Consider the following 21,803-nt stretch of genomic DNA (forward strand, 5'->3'; position numbering starts at 1 on the left):
TCTCCGAGATTGATCTGTTGACAACAAATATAATGCCTGGAAGCTTCCAAAGCCAATACCTGGCTATGTCTAAGAACTGATTTTTGCCAAACTACAGTATAAGAAGAAAGGCTACTTTGTCGTTGCCGGAGGAAGCTATGCCTCGTTGTGCCCGGAATTGTATGAGCCGCTCGCAAACACGGTCGTGGCCGGCGAAGCTGAGTATATTTGGAAACAGTTTTGCCAGGACTTCCAGAACAACACCCCGAAACGACTTTACCAGGAAAGCGGCATGGTCGATCTCACCGATTCTCCCGTTCCACGGTTTGATCTGTTGGATTTGCAGAAATACCGGTCTGTGAGCCTGCAATTTTCCCGAGGGTGCCCCTTCCGTTGTGAATTTTGCGATATCATCGTGATGTTCGGGCGTAAACCCCGCACGAAATCGCTGAAACAGGTCGGCAAAGAATTGGACCTGCTCCGGCAACTCAATGTTCACAACCCCTTCTTTGTTGATGACAACCTGATCGGGAATAAACCTCTTGCCAAAGAGTTGTTGAAGTTTCTCAAAGAATACCAACACAAACATGATTATCGGTTTAGTTTTGGCACCGAGGCGTCATTGAACATGGCGGAAGATGATGAGTTGCTGGCGCTTTTTCGGGAGGCAAATTTCAAATGGGTTTTCATCGGCATTGAATCTCCGGATGCAGAAAGCCTGAAGGAAACAAAGAAATTTCAGAACACCCGCAGCGATATACTTTCTTCCATCCGGAAAATTTATTCCTATGGCATTGATATCTATGGCGGCTTCATCGTCGGTTTTGATAACGACACGATGGCGACGTTCGACAAACAACGTGATTTTATCACGCAGTCGGAAATTCAAGTGGCAATGGTTGGACTGCTCACGGCTGTACCGAAAACGCCTCTGTATGATCGGCTGAAAGCAGAAGCCCGGCTGATTCTTCATGCAAATCATGCAGACAATACCAAGTTGGGCACGAATATCATTCCCAAACAAATGGCCTATGAAGAGATGATTCGCGGGTATCGCGACCTTTATGATCGCCTGGTTCATCCTCGCAATATTGCAGAGCGGATTAAAAATAAGACCCGGCACTTCGCCAATCCTGTTTACAGCGTGAAAAGCTCTTCAGACAATTTATTGAGGATTCTAAGAAAGTTTTTTGTGCACGGACTCATGCCGGGTGGCTTCACTCGGATGTTCCACTTCTTTCGTTCCATACCTTATTTCAAACCGAGGCTCATCCCGCTGGTTATCCAAGATTGGATCATCGGGCTTTCGATGCGGGATTATGTCACACGCCACTTTGTGCAGGAGTTTGACCAGGCCAATCGCTTGGCGCATGGCTATTTGCGGTCAATCGAGAGAGCCTTTCAGCGTTATCTCCAGCACGGCGTTTTGGAAATTTCTCACAACCAGATAAAAAATGCCGCTGCGAATCTCTCAATTTCATTCAAAGGATTTTTGGACAAGACATTCTTTAAGCGCGCTGGCCGTCACCTCGAAAAGCTGCTGAAAGGCACGACTTCATCCATAACCCTGCATATCGAAGAGCTTCATGAGAGCCATCTTCTCTATTTGAATCGATTATTGAACCGGCTTTCGCGGCACGGCGATCGCATCACCGTGACGGTGCATGAAAAACTGCTGACTAAGGTGAATATCGATTCATCTCTGTTCAATCGGGTTTTGGAAGCATAGCCGAAGTTTGTATAATATCCGCCAGAAGTACGAGTACTTTTACATATGAGTACTGGTACTTTCATCTCGAAAAGCCAATCAGGGTCCACCTTTGACATAGTCCTATGGATAGACCTTCTTTGAACCCACATATCTATTGTATTCCTGCTTTAACTTAGCGATATTGATGATGTTGAGTTGCAGATAAGACTCCGCCGTCTGAAGAAACTCTATCCAGACTTTCAGACGGATGCAGTTGTTCAGAAAGAAAACTATGCACGCGAAAATCAAAGTGCTGTTGGCGAGCCGGCCCAAGATGCTGTCTGATGTGGTCAGAAACTTCATTACTCACCAGCCGGATATGGAAGTGGTGGGCGAAGTGCTTGACCCAATCGAGCTCTTGTTTGCTGCCCGAGCAGCAAAAGTGGATGTGGTCATCGTCACGCCGCTCGATTCCGAGGAGGAACCCCCAATATGCCGCCACTTGCTGGCAGAATATCCCCGGTTGAAAATCGTGACGTTGTCGGTACACGGTGAAATCGCCTTTTTGTATGAATCTGGGGCGGGCAAGAAACGTATCGACGAGCCTTGCGAGCAATCTATTCTTGACGCCATCCGGGAGTCCCGGCCCGCGATCACGGATAAATAAAAGGAATGAGGTGACGCCGAAGTGCGTTTGCCGTTTACACAGCGCCGCGGCACCAGTCGCAACAGAATCACGTTTACCCAGGCCTCCCAGCCTGGTCAGAGTTATAACGACTTTTTAACAGCCAAACCTTGAGTGTTCATAACAACTGGAGATCATTCCATGCCAATCACAACACGAGCAACTAGAACCAAGTGCTATCTGCACGAAGTGCAACGACCGGTGGATTTACCCTATGAGCCGTACAAATACCACATTTGCTGGATCTGTCAACTGCGCCTATTGGAAATAGCGAAAATCAATTTTCGCTTCGAGCTTGAACATCAAGTCGTGACGATTTCCGTGCAACCTCAAGTCCCTGAAGAAGTAGCCTAGAGGAGAATATGCAAAGTCAAGGCAACACGATTTTTGTGGGTTTGAAAGTCAATGACCGGCTGCGTGACCAGCTTGATGGCAGCAATTCCACCATGAAGCCGTTCTTCAACGAAAAGAATCCCGACTTTCTCCAAGTGATGCAGATCGATGACGACGAATACATCGGCAAGATTATCGCGAGCGGCGCCTCGTTGGAGGCTTTGAACAATATGCTCATGAACGTGAAAACCATGCTCCAGATGATCTGCCCCAAATTCGTCATGGTTGAGGGCGCGATTAAGGTTCATGCGCTCGCACCTACACCAGTGAGATCGGCCAGCGCCGGACACTACTACGGAAAAGTGATCGCTTGATTCAGCCCAAAGATCTTTATCGCAAGCTCGCGGCGTTGCTGGCGGATATTGACGAGAGAAGATCAAAAGATCATTTTCTCTTTTCCGTTTTGACGAAATTGGAAAATTCCTTTGCCAAAGACTTACACCTCACGCACGGCCGTCTCTATGCGGAGGTGCACGACCAGTTCGTCTTAAAAACGGCTCCGCACCAGCAAGAGTCTGCTTATCGTGAAAAGATGGCGGTTTTGGACGCTGAAACCGTGCAATTGGTGGTCAGCAATGGCAGCTATATTTATAACGATCCGTTGCTGAACATTAATAAGCATGCCAGCTTGCAACGTGAATACACGACGCCGGCAGCATTTCTGATACGGAACGCGGACCGCCGGTGGATTTTTGTCTTCGCGCTCACCAGTGGCTGGGTGCGGGAGGAAGTGGAGTTTTGCCTGAATGCGGTGCGGGCGTTGTTGAACTTTCGACTGCAAGCCGACGCAATGACGAACGCCATGCAGCAGGCCGCAATGATCCAACAGAGCCTTTTACCGAACAGCCCGCCCCACATTGCGGGCTACGAAACCGCCGGGCGTTCACAACCCGCGGAAGAAGTGGGTGGTGATTTTTTTGATTTTTCAGTGTTCGGCCAGGAAAGCTTCAGCGCGGCGGTGGGAGATGCCAGCGGACACGGACTGCCGGCAGCCCTGCTGGTGCGTGATGTGGTGACCGGCTTGCGCATGGGCGTGGAAAAAGAAATGAAAATGGCCGAGGCGATGCAAAAGCTCAATCGTGTCATTCACCGCAGCACCTTGTCCACCCGTTTTGTCTCACTGTTTTATGGAGAGATCGAAAGCAACGGCAATATTTTTTATGTCAATGCCGGACATCCGCCGCCGCTGCTCGTGCAGGGCGCACAGGTCAAACAGCTCGACGCGACAGGCACGATTCTCGGCGCGATGCCTGAAATCTCGCTGCAACGCGCCTTCATACACTTCTCACCAGGCGCCGTTTTAGTGATGTATAGTGACGGTTTGTTGGAGCGGCGTAACCACGCAGATGAAGAATTCGGGCTCACACGCTTGGAAAACCTGATTGTTGAACATCAAAAGAGTAGCGCACAAAAGATTCTCGAGGTAATTTACCAAACCGTCTTTGCGTTTGGAAATCAAACGAAGTGGCAGGATGATGTTACCGCGGTAGTTATAAGAAAAATGGCCGCTTGATCTCTTGGTGCATGGTGGGCGGAGGCGGGGAACTGCGTCGCGGCTTTGAGTAACAAGCCGAGCTGTTGTAACCCAATCTCCAGAGGCTGGAACTACGCGCGTGACCTCACCGCGAAAACATAATTGTGGCTGGACTTGATGCAGTTCAATTGGCTGTAGCCATAATTAAAATTGACATACCACGCTAAGTCCGCATTCCCTCTTTCCGAGGTCCACATCCACAATCTCTGCTTGGCATTGAAAATCGGGTCGATATACAGCCCTGCACTGCTGGGAGAATCCTGCAACAGCGTCAAGGCTTCTTCCAGCGTGGGCAACCGCCAATCGGTGAAACCGGCAAACCCACACTTATTCAAATAGTGAACCCAGGTCATGGCCATAGGGTAGGCCATCGCTTGAGTGGAGCTAGATTGCTGCCACATTAGCCCGGTCCTGCGGTCAATCACAACTTCGTCTCGGCGCAAAATCCTCGCTACAAATCTATTCGTCCCCCGGATTTTTTTGATCTTGCCTTGAGTCTTGGTCGAGCTATTCTCTACGCGCATAATTTTTCCTGTGCCCGCGCGGCTGCGCTGGTAAAAAAAGGTGATACTGTGGATCGTGCAGGGGTAATATATGCCAAAATAGCTTAGCAAAGAAGCTCTATTTAAAAAATATAGCCCGCCTGGGCGCGTGTGCTGTTGCTATAGCCCTGCTGAACGACTTTCAAAATAACGCCGATAAGACCCGCCACAGCGCAAATAGAAACGCAACCGCGGTTGCGCCGAGCGCGACAATTCCCCAAAGTTGAATGCGATTATTCTCTTTCTGTCTCTCGGAATAGCCCAGCAACATCGCAGCGAGATAGCCGCCCACAAAACCGCCGCCGTGCGCCCAGTTGTTGACGATCCCGCCCATGAAAAAGCCGAAGACAAACATCATAACGGCAAATTGCATCGCTTGACTATAAACACCCTGGCCAAATGTGCCGCCGCGACTGCGGCCATAATAAACCAATGCACCCAACAGTCCAAAAATCGAGCCAGACGCGCCTACGGTGTAGGGAATGCCGACGATAAAAGAGACAACAAAACCGAGAGCGCCAGATACAGTGAAAATCACAATCAAACGGCTCACGCCAAACAATTCTTCCACCGGCGGCGCAAGCTGCCGCAGCCACAATAAGTTGAAAAAGATGTGCGGCAACGAACCGTGCAAATAAATCGCGGTGATGAGCGTCCACCAACGCCCGTCGAGAATGGCAGCCAGGCCAGTCATGCCCATCCTGTCAAGTATGGCGCCGTCTGGCGAGAGAAAGCCGAGCAGCATGCTGATGAGGCCGCCGCCGCGTGGGCGAAATATCGCGCTCGGATTCAACAACAAGGCCAACACATACAATGCGACACAAACCGTTGTGACGATTTGTGTGAATCCGAAATTTTGAAAAAGTTGGCGAAGCTTTGGCCCAACGCCCCACAAGCCGGGATTTTTGTAGCCGCAATAGACGCACGTCTCGGCTCTGGCGCTGACGAGTTTGCCGCAATTCGGGCAAATGATCGCGCGCAATTCTTGTTCTGCCATTTTAGCCTTTCACATGAAAACCATTCGTGCACAATGTGATTTTGCGAACAGGAAAGCCGGTTTGCAGATGGGGCCGCATCTAATTTCAAAACCCGGGGGATCACCAAAACGCCATCACTCACCCTCTTCAAGCCTGGAAAATCTGTTCACACGGCGAAGTCTAACCCTTGTTCTCTATTTATGCAAGCGTTTTTTGGAGCAGTGGCTCCTCAAAACCGGACGAAGGTTCCAGACAGGTTTGCGAATGATTACCCGTCTGCGACAGCCGCAGGATAAGAATAATTTGACAGGCGCTGTTAAACCCATGGCCGCGCAACCTTAGCGGATCGAGACGGCTGGCTGCGAATTAGACATCTTGTTTGTCCACGATGCTGACGGATTCTTTGAGAATCTGTTTTGTTCCGCGGTGAGTCCGGTCAATTGTCGAGCCCTTTTCGCATTCGTTACGGGACCAGTAAATTGAGAACCATCTTTAATTTTGTGCGCAATGATTCGAAGATACAAGTCTACAAGATTTGTGAAAATCAATTCGCCTGCTCAAAACGCGCGTCTAGGAAGTTGGCGATTTGGGATTCAGAACCCTACGCCATGTGTGCTTTTTTTAGAAAAATGACCGATCTCCGTCGAAGCCAGTTGAACAATTCCTCCCCACAATTGTCTTCTTCAATGGTATTGCTTCGGGAAATTTCTTGTATATATTGCGGCGTGGAATATTTCATAGACTATTCAAGCGGAACAACCAAAAAGGGTGGCGACGATGCGTTCACTGTCAAAATTCTGGCTGTTTTCTTTTGGCTGTCTCATTCCCTTCAGCAATTTCATAACGAAAGCGCAGGCTGAGGATTGGCCGCGCTGGCGTGGACCACGCAATGACGGCACCAGCACGGAAACCGGCTTGCCGGCAAGCTGGAGCAAAACCGAGAACATCAAATGGCGCGTCGAGCTTCCCGGCCCGGCGCCTTCGACGCCGATCATTTGGCGGGATCGCATCTTTTTGACGGCCACCAGCGGCTCTTCTCTGGTGTTGATGAGCTTGAATACCGACGGGAAAATCCTGTGGCAGAAAACACTGGGCAGCGGAAATTACGAGATTCGGCAAGATGAGAGCAATGCCGCTTCGCCCTCGCCCTCGACCGATGGCAAATACGTTTGGGTGAAATTCGGCACGGGCATTCTGGCTTGTTTCGATTTCGAGGGCAATGAAATTTGGCGCTTTGATTTGCAGAAACGTTATCAGCCCTTCAGCATGTATCACGGCATGTCATCGTCGCCGTTGTTGGACGGCGACCGGCTGTATCTGCAATTATTGCATACCAACGAACAACTCGTGCTCGCGCTTGATAAAAACACCGGCCGCGAAATTTGGAAACATACGCGCAAAACCGATGCAACCGAAGAGTCGCTGCATTCCTATGCCACCCCCTTTTTGTATCGCTTCGGCAAACAGGAATTTTTGTTGACGCACGGATCGGATTATGTTGTGGCGCACGATCTCAAAGATGGCCGCGAATTGTGGCGCTGCGGCGGCTTGAATAATAAACAAAATTATAATCCGTTTTTTCGCTTTGTAGCCTCGCCGGTGGCGTCTTCCGGATTGATCGTGGTGCCGTCTGCGAAAAATGGGCCGGTACTCGGCTTGAATCCTGCCAACGCCACGGGCGACATCACCCAAAACAAATCCGACTATCATTGGCGCTTGACAGAAAACACGCCGGATGTGCCCTCGCCGTTGGTGCATGACGGCCTGGTGTATCTGTGCCGCGAGAACGGCGTGCTGATTTGTTTGGACGCCAAAACCGGCGAACAGTATTATCTCGAGCGCACGCACAATCAGCGGCATCGTGCCTCGCCGGTTTACGCCGACGGCAAAATTTATTTGATGGCGACGGACGGCGTGACCACGGTGGTGAAGGCTGGAAAAAAATTCGAAAAACTGGCACAAAATACCATCGAGGAGCGCGTCTCGGCTTCACTTGCGCCGGCAAACGGCGTCATTTACCTGCGCAGCTACAAAGCGCTTTATGCCATTGCGCAAAAATAGCCGCGGCCTGATTGTGAGAGCCGGACGATTACCTCGCGCAAGATGACGAGTACCAAAGCGACGGCAACGATTGCGATCATGTAAGCGTTGACAAAGTAGTTGACTCTTATGCAGCACAGCGCTATATTTCACCGGAAAAATCAAAGGAGCGGCGGAAGTATCGCCGGCGAATCACGCGCAGGAGAGAGAACGACATTAAAATCATCCCCAACGATATATGCCGGAGTGAGGAAAGTATCTTGGGCAAAGCCCTGGGGAAAGAGGGTTAATATCAGGACGACAAAGTAAGTAACCATTTGCCGAATGAAAATGGACTTTGGAGTCTTCCCCGTGCAATTGTCCGATTATTTGTCGGAGAATTTGATCTTTCTCGATCTTGACGCCGATGACAAATATCACGCGTTCAAGACCATGGTCGCAAGGATGGCGAAGCAAAACGTCATCGCCGAGCCGGCCACCTTCTTGAACGAAGTCATCGCAAGAGAGAATATTGAGCCTACTTGCATCGGGAGAGGGATAGCGCTGCCACACACGCGCACCCTGTGCGTCAAAAAACCAATTATCGCGTTTGCGCGTACCAACCAAAGCATCTCGTTCACCCAAACGCGCAATGACGGCGTGCAGCTTATTTTTATGATGGGCACGCCAAAAGACGAAGTCAATCAGTATTTACAAATTCTCGCGCGACTATGCCGCCTGCTGCGTCGCAGCGAATTTCGCGATAAACTCCTCACCGCCTCCTCCCCAAAAGAAATCCTAAAACTGTTCGACGAATTCGATACACCTCTCAATTAAACCTTCTTTCTCACGCAATCGGCATGGCAATCGCGCGCACGACAACGGCAGCCGCAAGAGGTGAGCGAGGCTGAAATCTTTTTATTGTCATACCCATGAGCACGATAATTTACAAAATCGCCGTTGTTACCTTGAGCGATCGCGCCGCCAGCGGCGTGCGTGCGGATGAAAGCGGCCGCATTATTTGTGACATGCTCGCGCAAGCCGGTTTGCCCGTTTTCGAGCTAACCGTGCTGGCGGATGAGGCCGCGCAACTCGTGGAGAAACTGATTCATTTGACTGACGATGAGCAGGCCGATTTGATTTTAACGACCGGCGGCACCGGGCTGGGCAGTCGCGATGTCACACCGGATGCGACGCTTGCCGTCATCGATCAACGCGTGCCCGGCATTGAAGAAGCCATGCGCGCCGCCAGCCTGGCAAAAACACCCTACGCCATGCTCTCCCGCGCTGTAGCCGGTGTGCGCGGCCGCACGCTGATTATCAACCTTCCCGGCAGCCCCAAAGGCGCACGGGAGAATTTGGAAGTCGTGCTGCCGGTTTTGCCGCATGCCTTGAAATTGCTGCGCGAGGGCCAGGTGCGCGACGACGAACATCAATTTAATCATTAAATGGAGAGGCTGTTGCCGCCGCCTGCTGATCACAACTATTCGCCTTCTTCCGATAACCCCCCTTCCCGCTGGGCGCAGTGGCGCGAGCATTTGCAGCATCCCGATCAGCGCTGGAAATGGTATATCTTCCTCGGTGTGCTGATCTATCTCATTCTCATCAGCCAGCTCATTCGCGTCCGTCCCGATCATTTATTTTTTGCGTTGGTGGTATTTGCGTTCGTACTCGGCAAGGAACGCGCCAAGCGTTTTCTCATCGATTGGCTGCCGTTCATTTTATTCTGGGTGGCATATGACATGATGCGCGGCATTGCCGACACGGTGCGCGGCACGATTCACGTCGTCGAGCCGTATCGCCTCGAACACTGGTTTTTCGGGTGGCTGCCGGGCGTGGAGATGCCGCCATTCGATATTCAAAAATTGCGTTTTGATGCGGATTTGCGCTGGCTGAAAGCGGCGATCGACTTGCTCACCGGGAATTTCTACATCATGCACTTTGCCCTGCCGCTGGTGCTCGGCTGGATTTTCTGGCATACCACCAACGATCGCCCGATGTTCTATAAATTCGTCTATACCCTTGCCACACTCAATTTACTGGCGCTCACCACCTTCATGCTTTATCCGGCGGCGCCGCCGTGGTACGTGTACAATTACGGCTTCGGCCAGCCTGAACCGAATTCCAGTTTTTGGGGAACCAGCGCCGGGCGCATGATCGATATCGACCGCCTTCTCGGCGTGAAGTTCTTCACGACCTTGTGGGATTCGTTTAACGCCAATCACTTTGCCGCGATTCCGTCGTTGCACGGCGCCTATCCGATCGTGATAATTTTCTTCGCTTATAAAAAATTCCGGCGCTATCTTGGCTTGATGATGATTTATCCGCTGGGCGTGTGGTTTTCAGCGGTTTATTTGAATCAACATTATATCGTTGATTTGATCATCGGCGGGCTGTACATTTTCGTTGCCTATGCCATCGCCACGCGCGTGCTCTATCCCAAAATCTTTGCGCGCTTTGTCGAGCCTAAACCATCCGAACCAATTGGCGTTGAGAGGAGAACATCATGATACGATCCCGTATTATCAGCACCGGCCGCTACGTGCCGGAAAAAGTCATGACGAATGATGATATGACCAAGCTTGTGCCCACGAGTGATGAATGGATACGTGAACGCACCGGCATCCAACAACGGCATTTTGTCGATAAAGAAATCGGCGTATCCGATCTCGGCTACGAAGCGGCGAAGATCGCGCTCGACCGCGCCGGCTTGCAACCGGGCGATATTGATTTCATCATCTTTGCCACGCTCAGCCCGGATTATATGTTTCCCGGCTCGGGCTGCTTGTTGCAACGCAAGCTCGGCGTGCCCGGCATTGGCGCGCTCGATGTGCGCACACAATGCACCGGTTTCGTTTACGGCCTGTCGGTCGCCGATGCGTTCATTCGCGCGGGGCAATACCAACGCATCCTGCTGGTGGGCGCGGAAATACATTCGACGGGTTTGGAGTATAACGAGCGCGGGCGGCATATTGCCGTGCTGTTCGGCGATGGCGCAGGCGCCGTGGTGCTGGAGGCAAGCGAGAATGGACGCGGCCTGTTGTCGACGCATTTGCATGCTGACGGACGTTATGCGGAAGAACTCTGGGCAGAGAATCCCGGCAGCCGCAAAATTCCGCGTTTGTATGACGGCATACTCACCGATGGTTCTTGCTTTCCGCAAATGAACGGCCGCGAAGTGTTCAAGCATGCTATCACAAAATTCCCCAAAGTCATCTTGGAAGCTTTGGAGAAAAATCAACTCACGCTCGATCAAGTCGCGCTCGTCATTCCTCACCAGGCGAATTTGCGCATCACGGAAGCGGTGACCGAACGCCTGGGGCTGCCGCCGGAAAAAGTCTTCAGCAATATTCAACGCTACGGCAACACCACGGCAGCCTCGATTCCGATTGCGCTCGATGAAGCGCTGGAACAGGGCAAGATCAAGGAGAACGATATCGTGGTTTTGGCTTCATTCGGCAGCGGCTTTACCTGGGCGAGCGCTGCGATGCGGTGGTGATTTGAGGCAAGTAAGCCTCGCGGAGGGTCTATTTGTTTGGGAGAATTGCAGGAATCGAGCAGCACGGAGGATTTGTCATGGCAACTCAACCGAGGCTTATGATCGCGGCAGAAAGTTTCAGCACTATCAGTTCATCGAATCACTGGCAGAATAAATCTTGATCACTCCCGATGCGGTTCGCGTCGAGCAATTCGTGCGACAGAGCGACAGGACGTGGTTGTACTCCGAATATCAGAATCTTGATGATGTGGTGAAGCTGGAAAGCGTTGGTTGTGAGCTGGCGCTTCATGAGGTCTATGTGAAAACACCCAATACCCCGGCGCGAGAATAGGCTGCCACACGCGCATGCTCCACCGAGGAATTTAGATCAACAAAAGCGATAGTCCGAAATTATTCAGCCACGGCGGACCGTGGCTGAATAATTTTGTCAAATTCAATCGGCGAAAACGCTGTGCCGGAGTGACGGCAGAAATCTCGATCCCAATTCGCAGACGTTGATGCGATGGCCCTTTTATCTCTTCAGCCGTTTCTCGGGCAAGGTCTCATACATCACTCCCGCGACAATTACACCGGACAAGAAAGTCAAGCCCCCAACTACGGCAATGGCGGTTGTCATGTTAAAAAAGTCCGCGAGCGCGCCTACGGCATACCCTCCATCCCGCCACAAACGATAAACCCCGACTGCTGAAGCGCGCCATGACGGCGCTGCGACATCTGAAATCACCGCCAACAACGTGGGATAAACCAACGCCGTGCCCAACCCCAAGAGCGTCGCGCCGGCAAGCCATGTCGCATAACTCTTGCCGATGACAAACAAGCCTATGCCCACAGCTTGCACGAACATGCCGGCAACGATCATTCCCTTTCTTCCCCAACGATCACTAAGGACTCCGGTGGCAAGCTGGCTGATGCCCCATACTCCGGGATAAACCGCAGCAACAATGCCGATCTGAGCCAGCGACAAGCCTGCTCCGACAAGAAAAATGGGAATTAATCCCCACACCACGCCGTCATTGAGATTGTTGATCAAGCCGGCCTGGCTGGCTGAGAAAAGCGCGCGATCCTTCCAGCTTGTGAGCAGAAGGATTTCGGCAAAAGATGGTTTCTGTTCCTGGGGGAGATTGGCTGCAGCCAACTGCTCTTCCTGCTGAACATGAGCTTGCGTCTCGCGCACGAAAAAAATCGAAAACAGCAAGCTGAGCACCACAAAGATAACACCGGGTAAAACGGCGCCGGGCGCAAACCGTACGTTGCCGCCAAATAGCCGGTCGCCAAGGCCGTAAGCGAAACCGCAAGATAGCCGGCAAACTCGTTCAAACCCATCGCCAAGCCGCGTTGTTGCGGGCCCACTAAGTCAATCTTCATGATGATGGTGGTTGACCAGCATAGGCCTTGATTGATGCCCAGCAGGACATTCGCGAAAACGATCCAATTCCAACTTGGCGCAAAAATAATGAGCAGGGGAACCGGCAGGCCGATCAACCAGCCGAGTATGAGGATGGGCTTGCGGCCGTCGTGATCCGACCAACGGCCGGCCAGCAAATTGGCCAGCGCCTTGACAACGCCGAAGCTGACCAAAAAGGAGAGGACTAACGATTTTGAGACCAGCCCAAAATCTTTTTCAGCAATCAACGGAACAACCGTGCGCTCCAAGCCCACCAAGGCGCCAACAAAGCCGTTGATCAGGACCAACAGCGTGAATTGGCGCCAGTTTGCGCGCAGGCCGAGAGCAATGTTGTTATCGTGCATTACCGCAATCCCTTTTCCGTATGCTTACCGCACGGCCTGCGCATGAACCTCGGAAATCTGTCAGGCTTTGCCGACCTTTTTTACGGCGCACGTATTTAAACCGAAAAGCGCGTACAGCGGGCACCAGGACACCAGCGTGGTAAGCAGCGGAATCAATCCGATCAGGGACAGAAAACGCAGATTGCCGTCGAGCACAAAATAAAGGCTAAAGAAAACCAGCGCCAGAACCAGCCGCACGGCTTTGTCGAGGGAACCGACATTGGGCTTCATAAATGACCTCCGGTAATATTAAAAAAACTTTGAGAAAACCAGCTCCTGGCAAACGATTGCCGGCGCTACCAGCGTCCGGCAAGGAGCCGGAATCACAACAGTATTCAAAAAAGAATGACGGCGTGAAGCGCAAGTGTTCTTATCCAATTGGCAAAGCATTCGGCTCATGTACCGTCAGGTATTCTCGAAATTTTTGAATTGCCTCATGCTCGCGCGCGCCCAGGCGATACAAAAAGCCGTCGAAATAAGCATGCACTTCCGCCTGGGTGAGGCCAAGGCGTTTGCCATGAGTCTGCCCCAACCCGGGATGGCGTTGATCGGCGCTAATCGCGGCGCGTTCGAGTTCAGCGATCAACTCGGTACGATGTTGTTGTTCAATGCCGCGCTGAATCGCCCACACCGCGAAGACGAACGGCAGGCCGGTCCACTCGTGCCATTCATGGCCGAGATCATAAACATGTTGAAAGCCTGCCAGGCCGGACTGCGCACGCCGCAAAGCCTCGTCGCCAATGACGAGCGCGGCATCGAAGCGGCCGGCTTCTTGTGCTTGAAAAACGGTATGCAAACGCTCGAGCTGTGCCCTCACACCGTATTTGTGCTGCAGAATAACTCTGAGCAATTCAATTGAAGTCGAGGTATACGCGGTGACGCCGATATGCTTGCCTTCCAGCTCACGCCACTTGAAATTGGAGTATAAAATGACGCTGCGCGCGAGATCTTTTACCGCAATACCGTAATTCAGCATCTCATAGTCTTTTTCGACGCGAAAATAATCCATTAACGAAAGCGGGCCGCCTTCGATGAACTTGTGTTGCGCCAAACGCCCCATTTGATTGGGCGACATCGGCACTTGCTTGACGCGCAGCGGCTCGAACTCGCGATAAAATGGCACACAATTCAGATAAGGAATTTTGCCGATCGCATGTGGCGCGTGCACGGCGATGGGATTGTAGAGGATGTCGCGCTCCACCGGAATCTTTCCACCGCTGCGAATCAGGTTGATGATATGCTCTTTGGCCAGCGTTACCGGGCTGGTGGCATGGGCCGCGTGCGCAATGCGTTCTTCGCCCACCGTGCCATCCATGTCATCCGCGCCAAAGTGCAGCGCGATGGGCGCGACTTCAGCCGTGAGCATGATCCAATACGCTTTGATGTGCGGGAAATTGTCAAGCATGAGGCGGGACACGGCAATGGTTTTGAGATCGTCGACTGCCGAAGTATAGCGATCGACCACGCCGTTGTTGCCCGGCTGATAGGCCAGCGGAATGAAGGTCAGAAACCCGTGCGACTCATCCTGTTGCTCGCGCATTTTGATCAAGTGCATGACGCGCTCCTCCAGCGTTTCGATGTGGCCGTAGAGCATGGTCGCGTTCGTCGGGATGCCCAGCTCGTGCGCCGCACGATGCACTTCGCGCCAGCGCTTTTCACCGATTTTTTGGTTGAACAGCCGCCGCCGCACGCGCTCCGAAAAAACTTCTGCGCCCCCGCCGGGCATGGTGCATAAGCCGGCTTCCTTGAGTTGGCGCAAAACCTCGTGAATTGAGAGCTTGAATTTCTTGGAGAAGAAATCGATCTCGACCGCGGTCCAGGCCTTGATATCGATTTTTGGGAAATTTGCTTTGATTTGCCGCATCATGTCGAGATAGAATTCCCACGGCCAGTCCGGATGCAAGCCGCCGACAATGTGGACTTCATGCAGATCGTGATTGAGCTTGCCAAGAACCTGTTCCATGGTCATGGCATAGGCGCGCTCATCTTTCATCTTCACGGCAAAATCGCAAAATTTGCATGACAGTACGCAGATGTTGGTGGGATTGACCTGGCGATTGACAACGAAGTAAACCGCGTCGCCGCTTTTTTCGCGCTGCACTGCATGCGCCATTTTGCCCAGCGCGAGCAGATCATCGCTTTGCAGCATGGTGACACCGTCTTCCAGCGCAAGGCGCTCGCCGGCTTGGATTTTCTCCCAAATGGGTAGGAGTTTCTTGTCGTGGAATTTGATTTCAGACATGAATGACATGATTGATTCTTCTCTCGTTAATCAATTCAACTGCTATCCGGTATTCTCACTACCGGATACTTTTTCTTTAGCCACGGATAAGCACGGATTCTCACTGATTGTTCTGTATATCTAAGAAAAGTTTCCTTTAAGAAATCTCAGAAATCCGTGTAGATCAGTGGCAAAAAATTTTGTTTCTGAAAATGCCTGCAACAAATTTGAATTCAACATTTTTTGCAGATCAAAACGGCGTTGCTCTCATCGCCAATATTCCTCCCATCTCTTATCGACTTTTTCGCGAATCTCTCCTGGCATGACCAGCGGGCCGGGATAGCCGGGCTTCCAGGTCGCATCGATGCCCATCACCCCGCGATAAATCGGGCTGATGCCGATCAACGACTGTTCGCTGAAGATGACGTCGCGTTCCGCATCAAAGCGCGTGAACACGCCCCAAATGTAGCTCTCTTGAGAGTGCAAATCAACATCTTCGCTCACGGCGGCAATAATTTTTAATCCGCTCAACTCCGGAATTTTGACTAGGCTTTCAACGATCTTCCGGCCTTCACTGGCAACCTTCACCAGCATTAGTGTTTCATCATCAAGGCGGGCTTCTTTAAGCGCGGGATATTCCCGCGGCAACCGCGCCAAAACATTTTCCAGCTTCTCCCTTTCCCCGGTTCTGCCGCTCTCCCCGTGCCCCCGTCTCGCCTTCACCGTCGCATCCAAAATCATTTTGCTGCCGAGATTCATTTTGAAAGAGGTGAAATCCAGCGTGTCGAGCGGCACTTTGGGAATCATCACAAAATCATAATGCGGATCGAAATTCATTTTGATCTCGCGCAAAACCGATTTCCAGTCGCGCACATTCACATGATCGGAAACCAGTACGATGCATTTCGTCAATGAGAGTTGATCCGTGCCCATCAAGCCCAGCGCGGATTTCATCGCTTCTTTCTGATAACGCTGCTCGACGGAAACGACCAGCAAATTGTGAAAGCCGGCCTCATAATAAGCCCACACGCTTTTGATCTCTTTGTGAATCAAGCGCGCCAGCGGGCCGAGAATCTGCTGCGTCGCGTCGCCGATGAATTTATCTTCCATCGGCGGTTTGCCGACCACCGTGCAGGGATAAATCGCTTCACGGCGATGCGTGATTTTTTTGATATGAAAAACCGGGAAATCGGCGGCATGCGAATAATGGCCAAAATGATCGCCGAATGGCCCTTCGAGGCGCGTCTCGTTGAGCGGCACGACTCCTTCGAGAATGAATTCGGCATGCGCCGGCACAGCTATTGATATTGACTTGCCGCGCGTCATCGGTACTGCTGCACTGCGCAGAAATCCCGCGAACATGACTTCATCGATGCCTTCCGGCAACGCCGCAATCGTTGCCAACAACAATGCGGGATCCGTGCCCAGGGCCACGGCAATCTCAAACTCACGATCGAGTTTTTGTGCTTGATAATAGTGAAACCCGCCGCCTTTTTGAATTTGCCAGTGCATGCCGGTGGTGCGTTCATCATAAATTTGCATGCGGTACATGCCGACGTTGCGCTTGCCGTCGCGCGGATCGTAGGTGAATACTTGGCCGAGCGTGATGAAACGGCCGCCGTCCTCCGGCCAGCATTTTTGAATGGGCAAATGCGAGAGCTGCGGTTCGGCAACGACCTGCTGCGAGAGCGCGTTGCTGCCTCGCTTGGGCCGCGCCGCGAGAAAGCGTTTCACCATCGGCCAATGATCGAAGATCAATCTCGGCTTCGGCGGCATCGCCGCTTCCGCGAAATGAATCAACTCCTCGCCAAGCTCGTCAGGATGCTTGCCGAGCGCCAATTCGATGCGGCGCTCGCTCGCGAGCAAATTGATGGCGAGCGGAAATTTTGCGCCTTTGACGTTTTCAAAGAGCAGCGCCGGGCGTTTTTCCAGCAGCGCGCGCACGGCAATTTCCGTGATCTCCAATTCCGGATCGACTTCGGTTTTGACGCGATGCAACTCGCCGAGGGATTCCAGATGGCGGGCAAAATCGCCGAGAGTTTGAAAGGGCATAATGCTGGTCCTGCGCGTTGACTCTTTCCGCCATTGTGTTATCTTTTATCGACAAAATTCAACGGACAGCGGTATTGGCGGGTGGACAAGGGTTATATCATTTGTTGAATTTTTTCCTTGACGCTCATGGGATCGGCCACATCCTCGAAGACCACCTCGATACCTGCGGTTCCGGAGCTGCCAAATTCGATGTTGCCAATGCCCAGCAACCGCTGCAAGAACGTCTGCGTGACGTTGATGCTGCGCACGTCATCGACGCGCACGGATTTGATTTCGCGCGCAATATAGCCATGCCGGCTTTCAATATTTCCGTGCTCCACTGTAAACCGCCATGCAAAATGCCGGTATAACATAATCACGCCGATCACCACAAGCGGTGCGAGAAATAAGTAGAGCGAGGTGCTCAAATTGGCGGTGTCGTGGGAGGTGTAAGCCTCATAAAGCACCGCCAAAATGCCGGCCACAAAAATAAGCGCAATGAACATCGCGCCCCATTGCCGGCGCCAAGCCGGGCGTGTACGGTAGATCATTTGAGTTCCGCTATTCTCGCAGATTTTATTTGTTACAAAGATGCAAAAAAGTCGAGCAACCTGCAAGCTGGAAATCACTCATGCAACGTTAGTGAACTTGTCGAACCCAGGAGGAAGCATATGTTTCAGTTGATTGGCGGGAATCCCTTCGCCGTTGTGATTTTGTTCGCGGTTATCACTGCCGGCGTTTTAATCGCGGCAGAACAAAGCTCGAATCGCCCACGAGCGCGCGAAGCCGGCGTTGAGGTTGGTATTTTGCCCGCCGGGCCATTGAATGCGATTACTGATGTTGCCGGCGTCAAAGTCGGGCATCACACCCTTGGGCAAGGCGACTCGGTTCGCACCGGCGTGACCGTGATCATGCCGCACAGCGGCAACTTCTTTCAAGAAAAAGTTCCGGCCGCGATTTATTGCGGCAACGCCTTCGGCAAGCTGGCAGGCTCCACGCAGGTGGAAGAATTGGGCACGCTGGAAACGCCGATCGCCTTGACCAACACCTTGAGCGTGCCGGTTGCCATGCAAGCGCTGGTGAAATACACGCTCTCGCTGCCCGGGAATGAAGGGGCAATGTCGGTGAACGCCGTTGTTGGCGAGACGAATGACGGCTGGCTGAATGATATTCGCGGCATGCACGTGCAGGAAGAACATGTCTTGCAAGCGCTGCGAACCGCCACGCCTGGCGCAGTGAGCGAAGGTAATGTCGGCGCGGGCGCCGGCACACAATGTTTAGGCTTCAAAGGCGGGATTGGAACTTCCTCACGCAAACTGCCAAAAGATTTCGGAGGTTATACGATTGGCGTGTTGGTGCAATCGAATTTTGGCGGCATCCTCACCATCAACGGTGCGCCGGTAGGCCGCGAGTTGGGCAAATTTTATTTGAGCCAGCGCGTCGCGAAGCCGCAAGATGACGGTTCGTGCATGATCGTGGTTGCGACCGATGCGCCGCTGTCGCCGCGCAATCTCAAGCGGCTGGCGAAGCGCGCGGTGCTGGGACTGGCGCGCACCGGCAGTTTCATGGCCAATGGCAGCGGCGATTATGTCATCGCATTTTCGACCGCCTATCGCATTCCGCATCAACTGCCGGAGGCGCGCACGCAGGTTGTGCCAGAGCTGCACAACGATGCCATGTCGCCGCTGTTTCTCGCGGTGGTGGAAGCAACGGAAGAAGCGGTTTATAATTCGATGTTCACGGCGACAACCGTTTCGGGGAGAGACGGACATGAGCTGGAGGAGTTGCCGATCGAGAAGACGATCAAGATTTTGGAGCAGTATCGCGTTTTGAATATGAAGAAAAGATTGTCGGGGATTGCGGAGGATCATTAATTATCAATTCGCAATGAAACGACTACGGCCGATCAACTCTGAGTATTTCGCGCCACCGCAGCTCGTGGTGATTATACGAATGTTTGCCCAGCGATAAGTGATACGCCAGGTAACTCGTATACCCAAAAGCAATAAACGAAAGCACGAATGCCAGCACAATGGAGGGGGAGACGATATTCTGTGTGAGAATGGGGTATTTCTGCAGGCCGGCGTAAAAAGTCACACAACTAATGGTGAGACAAAGCGCCGCCAGCGTTCCGAAAGTAAACCAGCTTATGATCCAATACGTGTGCGAGAGCAGGATCGCGGCTTTGCCGCGTGCGGGGTCGTCGCGAACTTTTGCGAGCGCGGATTCCCAGCCGATATAGTTTGGAGCGGGATTGGTGCTGCAAATGATCATTTGTTCCAGAACTCTGTAGTACCCGACGATGCGGGTAATGGTCGTCGCCTTATCAAAGAAAATGCACCAGCACGGCAGAATGATAACCAGCGGCGAGAGGAAAATGAGCGAGGCCGGCACGCGCTCGGAAATAAAATGGCTGCCCAGCCCCAACAGTAACCCTGTTGACGTGATGGCCAGGCTAAAGAACGTGATTTGGCAGCTTTTTAAATTATGCAATTCCTGCCGCAGATTGCCGTGTTCTTGCAGGAGAATGCTTTGCGCCATGATCATGACTCCTGAAGTCTGACAAGACCACGAAACCCGCGCCGGCCTGGCGCGGAATTTCGCGGTCTCAACATGAGGGGAGGAAGTCTTTCAGCAGTTGGTAAAATTTTTGGGGTGTGATCGCTCGACTTCAAGCCAGTCAATCTCCCACAACTGTAGCCCGCCCCGCGTATAGAAGGCGCCATTGTTGCAAAGATGAATGGCTCGCGGCGATTTCGGCACGCCGATCAACTTGCCGCCATTAATGATTTCGATTTCAAAACGGTTGGCCCATAGGTTTTCGCGCAGCGTCACAACGTGCGAGATATTCTTCATGCTCACGACGTTGCGCAGCGCAATTTTCGATTTGCCGGTAGCCGTTTTGAAGGTCAGCGGTGTATCCTCAGCGTGCATGGTGAGTATGGACCCATCATACAATTTTGCCTTCAGCGTCAGAAGCAGTTCCACCTCATGCTCTCGATTTGAGGGAAAGAGGTCCAAGAACATAATGCTCCCTGGCAAAGTGCCCGATTAAACAACGTGAATAGCTTAGCGCGTCGCTGCGGGATGGACGCTGTTACTGCTGTGCAAGATCGGCTTCATTTCAACACGAAAAAAATCCTGGCTGAGCAGAAACCAAATCAGCAGAAACAGGAAAAAGACGAATTTGAGAAGCCTCCACATCCCCCTGAGCGGGCTGCGTCTTCCACTGATGGCAGGGGAGGGCGACTCGCTTCCATCCAGAAGCGAAAGCAACAGGATCAGATCGGATGTCCGCATAGTGCAGCCTCCTTGACAAAAATGTACACAACCAACATGGGAATTATTGCGTTGCGAATTAGAGTCCCGATTGTGCATGCAATTTTGCCGCCACATGAGAAACGCCATTGCGCGCAGGCAGAACCGGCTTCTGAATTTTTATATGCAACAACATCGCCTGAAGAAGACGATGATTTTAGCGAGTGGGAGGATATCAACTCGAACACTGGAGGAGAAGGCGCGCTGTCGAGTTTCGTAACTCTTATATTATTCTTAGGCGGGAAAGTTCATATAAAGTACGGCTGAAAAATGTGGACGTGGTCACAAGGCGAGTGCGTTGTCACAACGTTGCCGAAGAAATGCGTTGCAGTAGTTCCAGAAAATCCAGGGGAGTTGGATTATCCGCGGCTGCGGCAGAGCTATTGTCAAAAGCCGACAATTCGTTGTGATAAACCAACAACTCCGATTGTTCTGCGGCAGAGACGAAGAGGAACCTATTTTTGCCCTCGGCTTGCGCCGGCAAGGGCAGGCTTTGCATGAATTTCAAATAATCCAGCTTACGACCCACGGTGGAAAATTTTTCGATGGGCCGCGTGCCCTCCATCGGAATCTGCTTGCCCAGCCAAAATCGATAAAACTGCGCCAGCTCCGGCGAGGGTAGGGCATAAAAACATAGAATGATGCTGAGAAAGTTTTGCAATCCGGGCAATAAATCTTCCGCCAGAGAATAGGCCATTTCACTTTTTTCCAGCCGGCGCAAGTGATCATTCAACGTTTTTTCTGCCGGGATGAATTCCGCAGCCTCCAGCAATGCCGGCAAATCGCGCGGTGTAATGGGATTCGGTTTTAACAGCTTGTAAGCAACGCGCTTGATGTGCAATTCGGCCATCAAGTATTTGGCGAGGATGAGCAACCGGCGCGCATGCGCCACGGAAACCATGCGCGGTGTATGATGAAGCAACGTATCAAGCGCGCCGAACACCTCTTGCAAGAAAAACGGCCAGTCAAAGGCGCTCACATAATCCGTCTCCGGCAAATGGAATGAATGTGTCGGCCGGAGCGCGCTGCCGAGACGGCCGGCATTATGCGGCGGAGGAAAAAGATCGGGATAGTCGATGGCCGCGCGCATCAGAGCATTCGTCAATAGCTCTTGGGCAGTATAAAAA

The 21,803-nt window shown here is 52.2% G+C and carries 19 protein-coding genes and 1 pseudogene; 11 read left to right on the forward strand and 9 right to left on the reverse strand.

The features are described 5' to 3' along the window. The first annotated feature begins 184 nt into the window (after window positions 1–184). The 4 genes from FBQ85_08840 (at window position 185) to FBQ85_08855 (ending at window position 4,260) form a co-directional block, all read left to right on the forward strand. Window positions 185–1,708, forward strand: a complete 1,524-nt coding sequence (locus tag FBQ85_08840) for a radical SAM protein (protein ID MDL1875257.1) — start codon at window positions 185–187, stop codon at window positions 1,706–1,708. Window positions 1,709–1,961: 253 nt separating this feature from the next. Further along, window positions 1,962–2,336: a response regulator transcription factor gene (locus FBQ85_08845; protein MDL1875258.1), complete on the forward strand. Its 375-nt coding sequence runs from the start codon at window positions 1,962–1,964 to the stop codon at window positions 2,334–2,336. Between the two features lie 380 nt (window positions 2,337–2,716). After that, window positions 2,717–3,061, forward strand: coding sequence for a hypothetical protein (locus FBQ85_08850; GenBank protein MDL1875259.1), 345 nt, complete (start codon window positions 2,717–2,719; stop codon window positions 3,059–3,061). After that, window positions 3,058–4,260, forward strand: a complete 1,203-nt coding sequence (locus FBQ85_08855; protein ID MDL1875260.1) for a hypothetical protein — start codon at window positions 3,058–3,060, stop codon at window positions 4,258–4,260. Before FBQ85_08850 ends, FBQ85_08855 begins: the two co-directional genes overlap by 4 nt. A gap of 92 nt (window positions 4,261–4,352) precedes the next feature. On the opposite strand, the gene FBQ85_08860 is transcribed toward FBQ85_08855, so the two are convergent. Beyond that, window positions 4,353–4,895, reverse strand: a complete 543-nt coding sequence (locus FBQ85_08860) for a DUF1566 domain-containing protein (protein ID MDL1875261.1) — start codon at window positions 4,893–4,895, stop codon at window positions 4,353–4,355. Between the two features lie 70 nt (window positions 4,896–4,965). Further along, window positions 4,966–5,820 carry a rhomboid family intramembrane serine protease gene (locus FBQ85_08865; GenBank protein ID MDL1875262.1) on the reverse strand — a complete coding sequence of 285 codons (855 nt, stop codon included), beginning with the start codon at window positions 5,818–5,820 and terminating at the stop codon, window positions 4,966–4,968. A gap of 757 nt (window positions 5,821–6,577) precedes the next feature. Here FBQ85_08865 and FBQ85_08870 point away from each other — a divergent pair. The 5 genes from FBQ85_08870 to FBQ85_08890 all read left to right on the forward strand — a co-directional run bounded on the left by FBQ85_08870 (window position 6,578) and on the right by FBQ85_08890 (window position 11,318). Then, on the forward strand, window positions 6,578–7,861 hold the full coding sequence (locus tag FBQ85_08870; GenBank protein ID MDL1875263.1) for a pyrrolo-quinoline quinone: 1,284 nt from the start codon (window positions 6,578–6,580) through the stop codon (window positions 7,859–7,861). A gap of 303 nt (window positions 7,862–8,164) precedes the next feature. Further along, on the forward strand, window positions 8,165–8,656 hold the full coding sequence (locus tag FBQ85_08875) for a PTS sugar transporter subunit IIA (GenBank protein MDL1875264.1): 492 nt from the start codon (window positions 8,165–8,167) through the stop codon (window positions 8,654–8,656). Between the two features lie 107 nt (window positions 8,657–8,763). Beyond that, window positions 8,764–9,267, forward strand: a complete 504-nt coding sequence (locus tag FBQ85_08880; protein MDL1875265.1) for a MogA/MoaB family molybdenum cofactor biosynthesis protein — start codon at window positions 8,764–8,766, stop codon at window positions 9,265–9,267. Further along, a complete protein-coding gene (locus tag FBQ85_08885; GenBank protein ID MDL1875266.1) occupies window positions 9,268–10,329 on the forward strand; it encodes a hypothetical protein in 1,062 nt (353 codons plus the stop codon). Then, on the forward strand, window positions 10,326–11,318 hold the full coding sequence (locus FBQ85_08890) for a ketoacyl-ACP synthase III (GenBank protein MDL1875267.1): 993 nt from the start codon (window positions 10,326–10,328) through the stop codon (window positions 11,316–11,318). Before FBQ85_08885 ends, FBQ85_08890 begins: the two co-directional genes overlap by 4 nt. A 511-nt stretch (window positions 11,319–11,829) precedes the next feature. On the opposite strand, the pseudogene FBQ85_08895 reads toward FBQ85_08890, so the two are convergent. From FBQ85_08895 to FBQ85_08915, 5 genes and pseudogenes are all read right to left on the reverse strand, one after another. Further along, window positions 11,830–13,067, reverse strand: a pseudogene (locus FBQ85_08895) (MFS transporter). Between the two features lie 60 nt (window positions 13,068–13,127). Continuing rightward, a complete protein-coding gene (locus FBQ85_08900; GenBank protein MDL1875268.1) occupies window positions 13,128–13,337 on the reverse strand; it encodes a DUF2892 domain-containing protein in 210 nt (69 codons plus the stop codon). A 139-nt stretch (window positions 13,338–13,476) separates the two neighbouring features. Continuing rightward, a complete protein-coding gene (mqnE, locus tag FBQ85_08905) occupies window positions 13,477–15,357 on the reverse strand; it encodes an aminofutalosine synthase MqnE (protein MDL1875269.1) in 1,881 nt (626 codons plus the stop codon). 237 nt (window positions 15,358–15,594) lie between these two features. Then, complete coding sequence (locus FBQ85_08910; protein ID MDL1875270.1) at window positions 15,595–17,379, reverse strand: menaquinone biosynthesis decarboxylase; 1,785 nt, start codon at window positions 17,377–17,379, stop codon at window positions 15,595–15,597. A 92-nt stretch (window positions 17,380–17,471) separates the two neighbouring features. Next, a complete protein-coding gene (locus FBQ85_08915) occupies window positions 17,472–17,909 on the reverse strand; it encodes a PH domain-containing protein (GenBank protein MDL1875271.1) in 438 nt (145 codons plus the stop codon). A gap of 120 nt (window positions 17,910–18,029) precedes the next feature. On the opposite strand from FBQ85_08915, the gene FBQ85_08920 reads away from it, so the two are divergent. Beyond that, window positions 18,030–19,232: a P1 family peptidase gene (locus tag FBQ85_08920; GenBank protein ID MDL1875272.1), complete on the forward strand. Its 1,203-nt coding sequence runs from the start codon at window positions 18,030–18,032 to the stop codon at window positions 19,230–19,232. A 22-nt stretch (window positions 19,233–19,254) separates the two neighbouring features. Here FBQ85_08920 and FBQ85_08925 read toward each other — a convergent pair whose 3' ends face one another. Further along, entirely contained in the window at window positions 19,255–19,899 is a 645-nt protein-coding gene (locus tag FBQ85_08925) for a hypothetical protein (protein MDL1875273.1), read from the reverse strand. Window positions 19,900–19,989: 90 nt separating this feature from the next. Further along, complete coding sequence (locus FBQ85_08930) at window positions 19,990–20,346, reverse strand: hypothetical protein (GenBank protein ID MDL1875274.1); 357 nt, start codon at window positions 20,344–20,346, stop codon at window positions 19,990–19,992. A 99-nt stretch (window positions 20,347–20,445) separates the two neighbouring features. On the opposite strand from FBQ85_08930, the gene FBQ85_08935 reads away from it, so the two are divergent. After that, window positions 20,446–20,943: a hypothetical protein gene (locus tag FBQ85_08935; protein ID MDL1875275.1), complete on the forward strand. Its 498-nt coding sequence runs from the start codon at window positions 20,446–20,448 to the stop codon at window positions 20,941–20,943. The last annotated feature ends 860 nt before the right edge of the window (window positions 20,944–21,803 follow it).

The sequence above is a fragment of the Cytophagia bacterium CHB2 genome (genome assembly GCA_030263535.1).
GTDB lineage: Bacteria > Zhuqueibacterota > Zhuqueibacteria > Zhuqueibacterales > Zhuqueibacteraceae > Coneutiohabitans.

Bases quoted from the DNA above. Each gene is read 5' to 3' on its own strand.
- FBQ85_08845 (MDL1875258.1), top strand. From the start codon at position 1,962: ATGCACGCGAAAATCAAAGTGCTGTTGGCGAGCCGGCCCAAGATGCTG.
- FBQ85_08850 (MDL1875259.1), top strand. From the start codon at position 2,717: ATGCAAAGTCAAGGCAACACGATTTTTGTGGGTTTGAAAGTCAATGAC.
- FBQ85_08865 (MDL1875262.1), bottom strand. From the start codon at position 5,820: ATGGCAGAACAAGAATTGCGCGCGATCATTTGCCCGAATTGCGGCAAA.
- FBQ85_08870 (MDL1875263.1), top strand. From the start codon at position 6,578: ATGCGTTCACTGTCAAAATTCTGGCTGTTTTCTTTTGGCTGTCTCATT.
- FBQ85_08875 (MDL1875264.1), top strand. From the start codon at position 8,165: ATGAAAATGGACTTTGGAGTCTTCCCCGTGCAATTGTCCGATTATTTG.
- FBQ85_08885 (MDL1875266.1), top strand. From the start codon at position 9,268: ATGGAGAGGCTGTTGCCGCCGCCTGCTGATCACAACTATTCGCCTTCT.
- FBQ85_08890 (MDL1875267.1), top strand. From the start codon at position 10,326: ATGATACGATCCCGTATTATCAGCACCGGCCGCTACGTGCCGGAAAAA.
- FBQ85_08900 (MDL1875268.1), bottom strand. From the start codon at position 13,337: ATGAAGCCCAATGTCGGTTCCCTCGACAAAGCCGTGCGGCTGGTTCTG.
- mqnE (MDL1875269.1), bottom strand. From the start codon at position 15,357: ATGTCATTCATGTCTGAAATCAAATTCCACGACAAGAAACTCCTACCC.
- FBQ85_08910 (MDL1875270.1), bottom strand. From the start codon at position 17,379: ATGCCCTTTCAAACTCTCGGCGATTTTGCCCGCCATCTGGAATCCCTC.
- FBQ85_08915 (MDL1875271.1), bottom strand. From the start codon at position 17,909: ATGATCTACCGTACACGCCCGGCTTGGCGCCGGCAATGGGGCGCGATG.
- FBQ85_08920 (MDL1875272.1), top strand. From the start codon at position 18,030: ATGTTTCAGTTGATTGGCGGGAATCCCTTCGCCGTTGTGATTTTGTTC.
- FBQ85_08925 (MDL1875273.1), bottom strand. From the start codon at position 19,899: ATGGCGCAAAGCATTCTCCTGCAAGAACACGGCAATCTGCGGCAGGAA.
- FBQ85_08935 (MDL1875275.1), top strand. From the start codon at position 20,446: ATGGACGCTGTTACTGCTGTGCAAGATCGGCTTCATTTCAACACGAAA.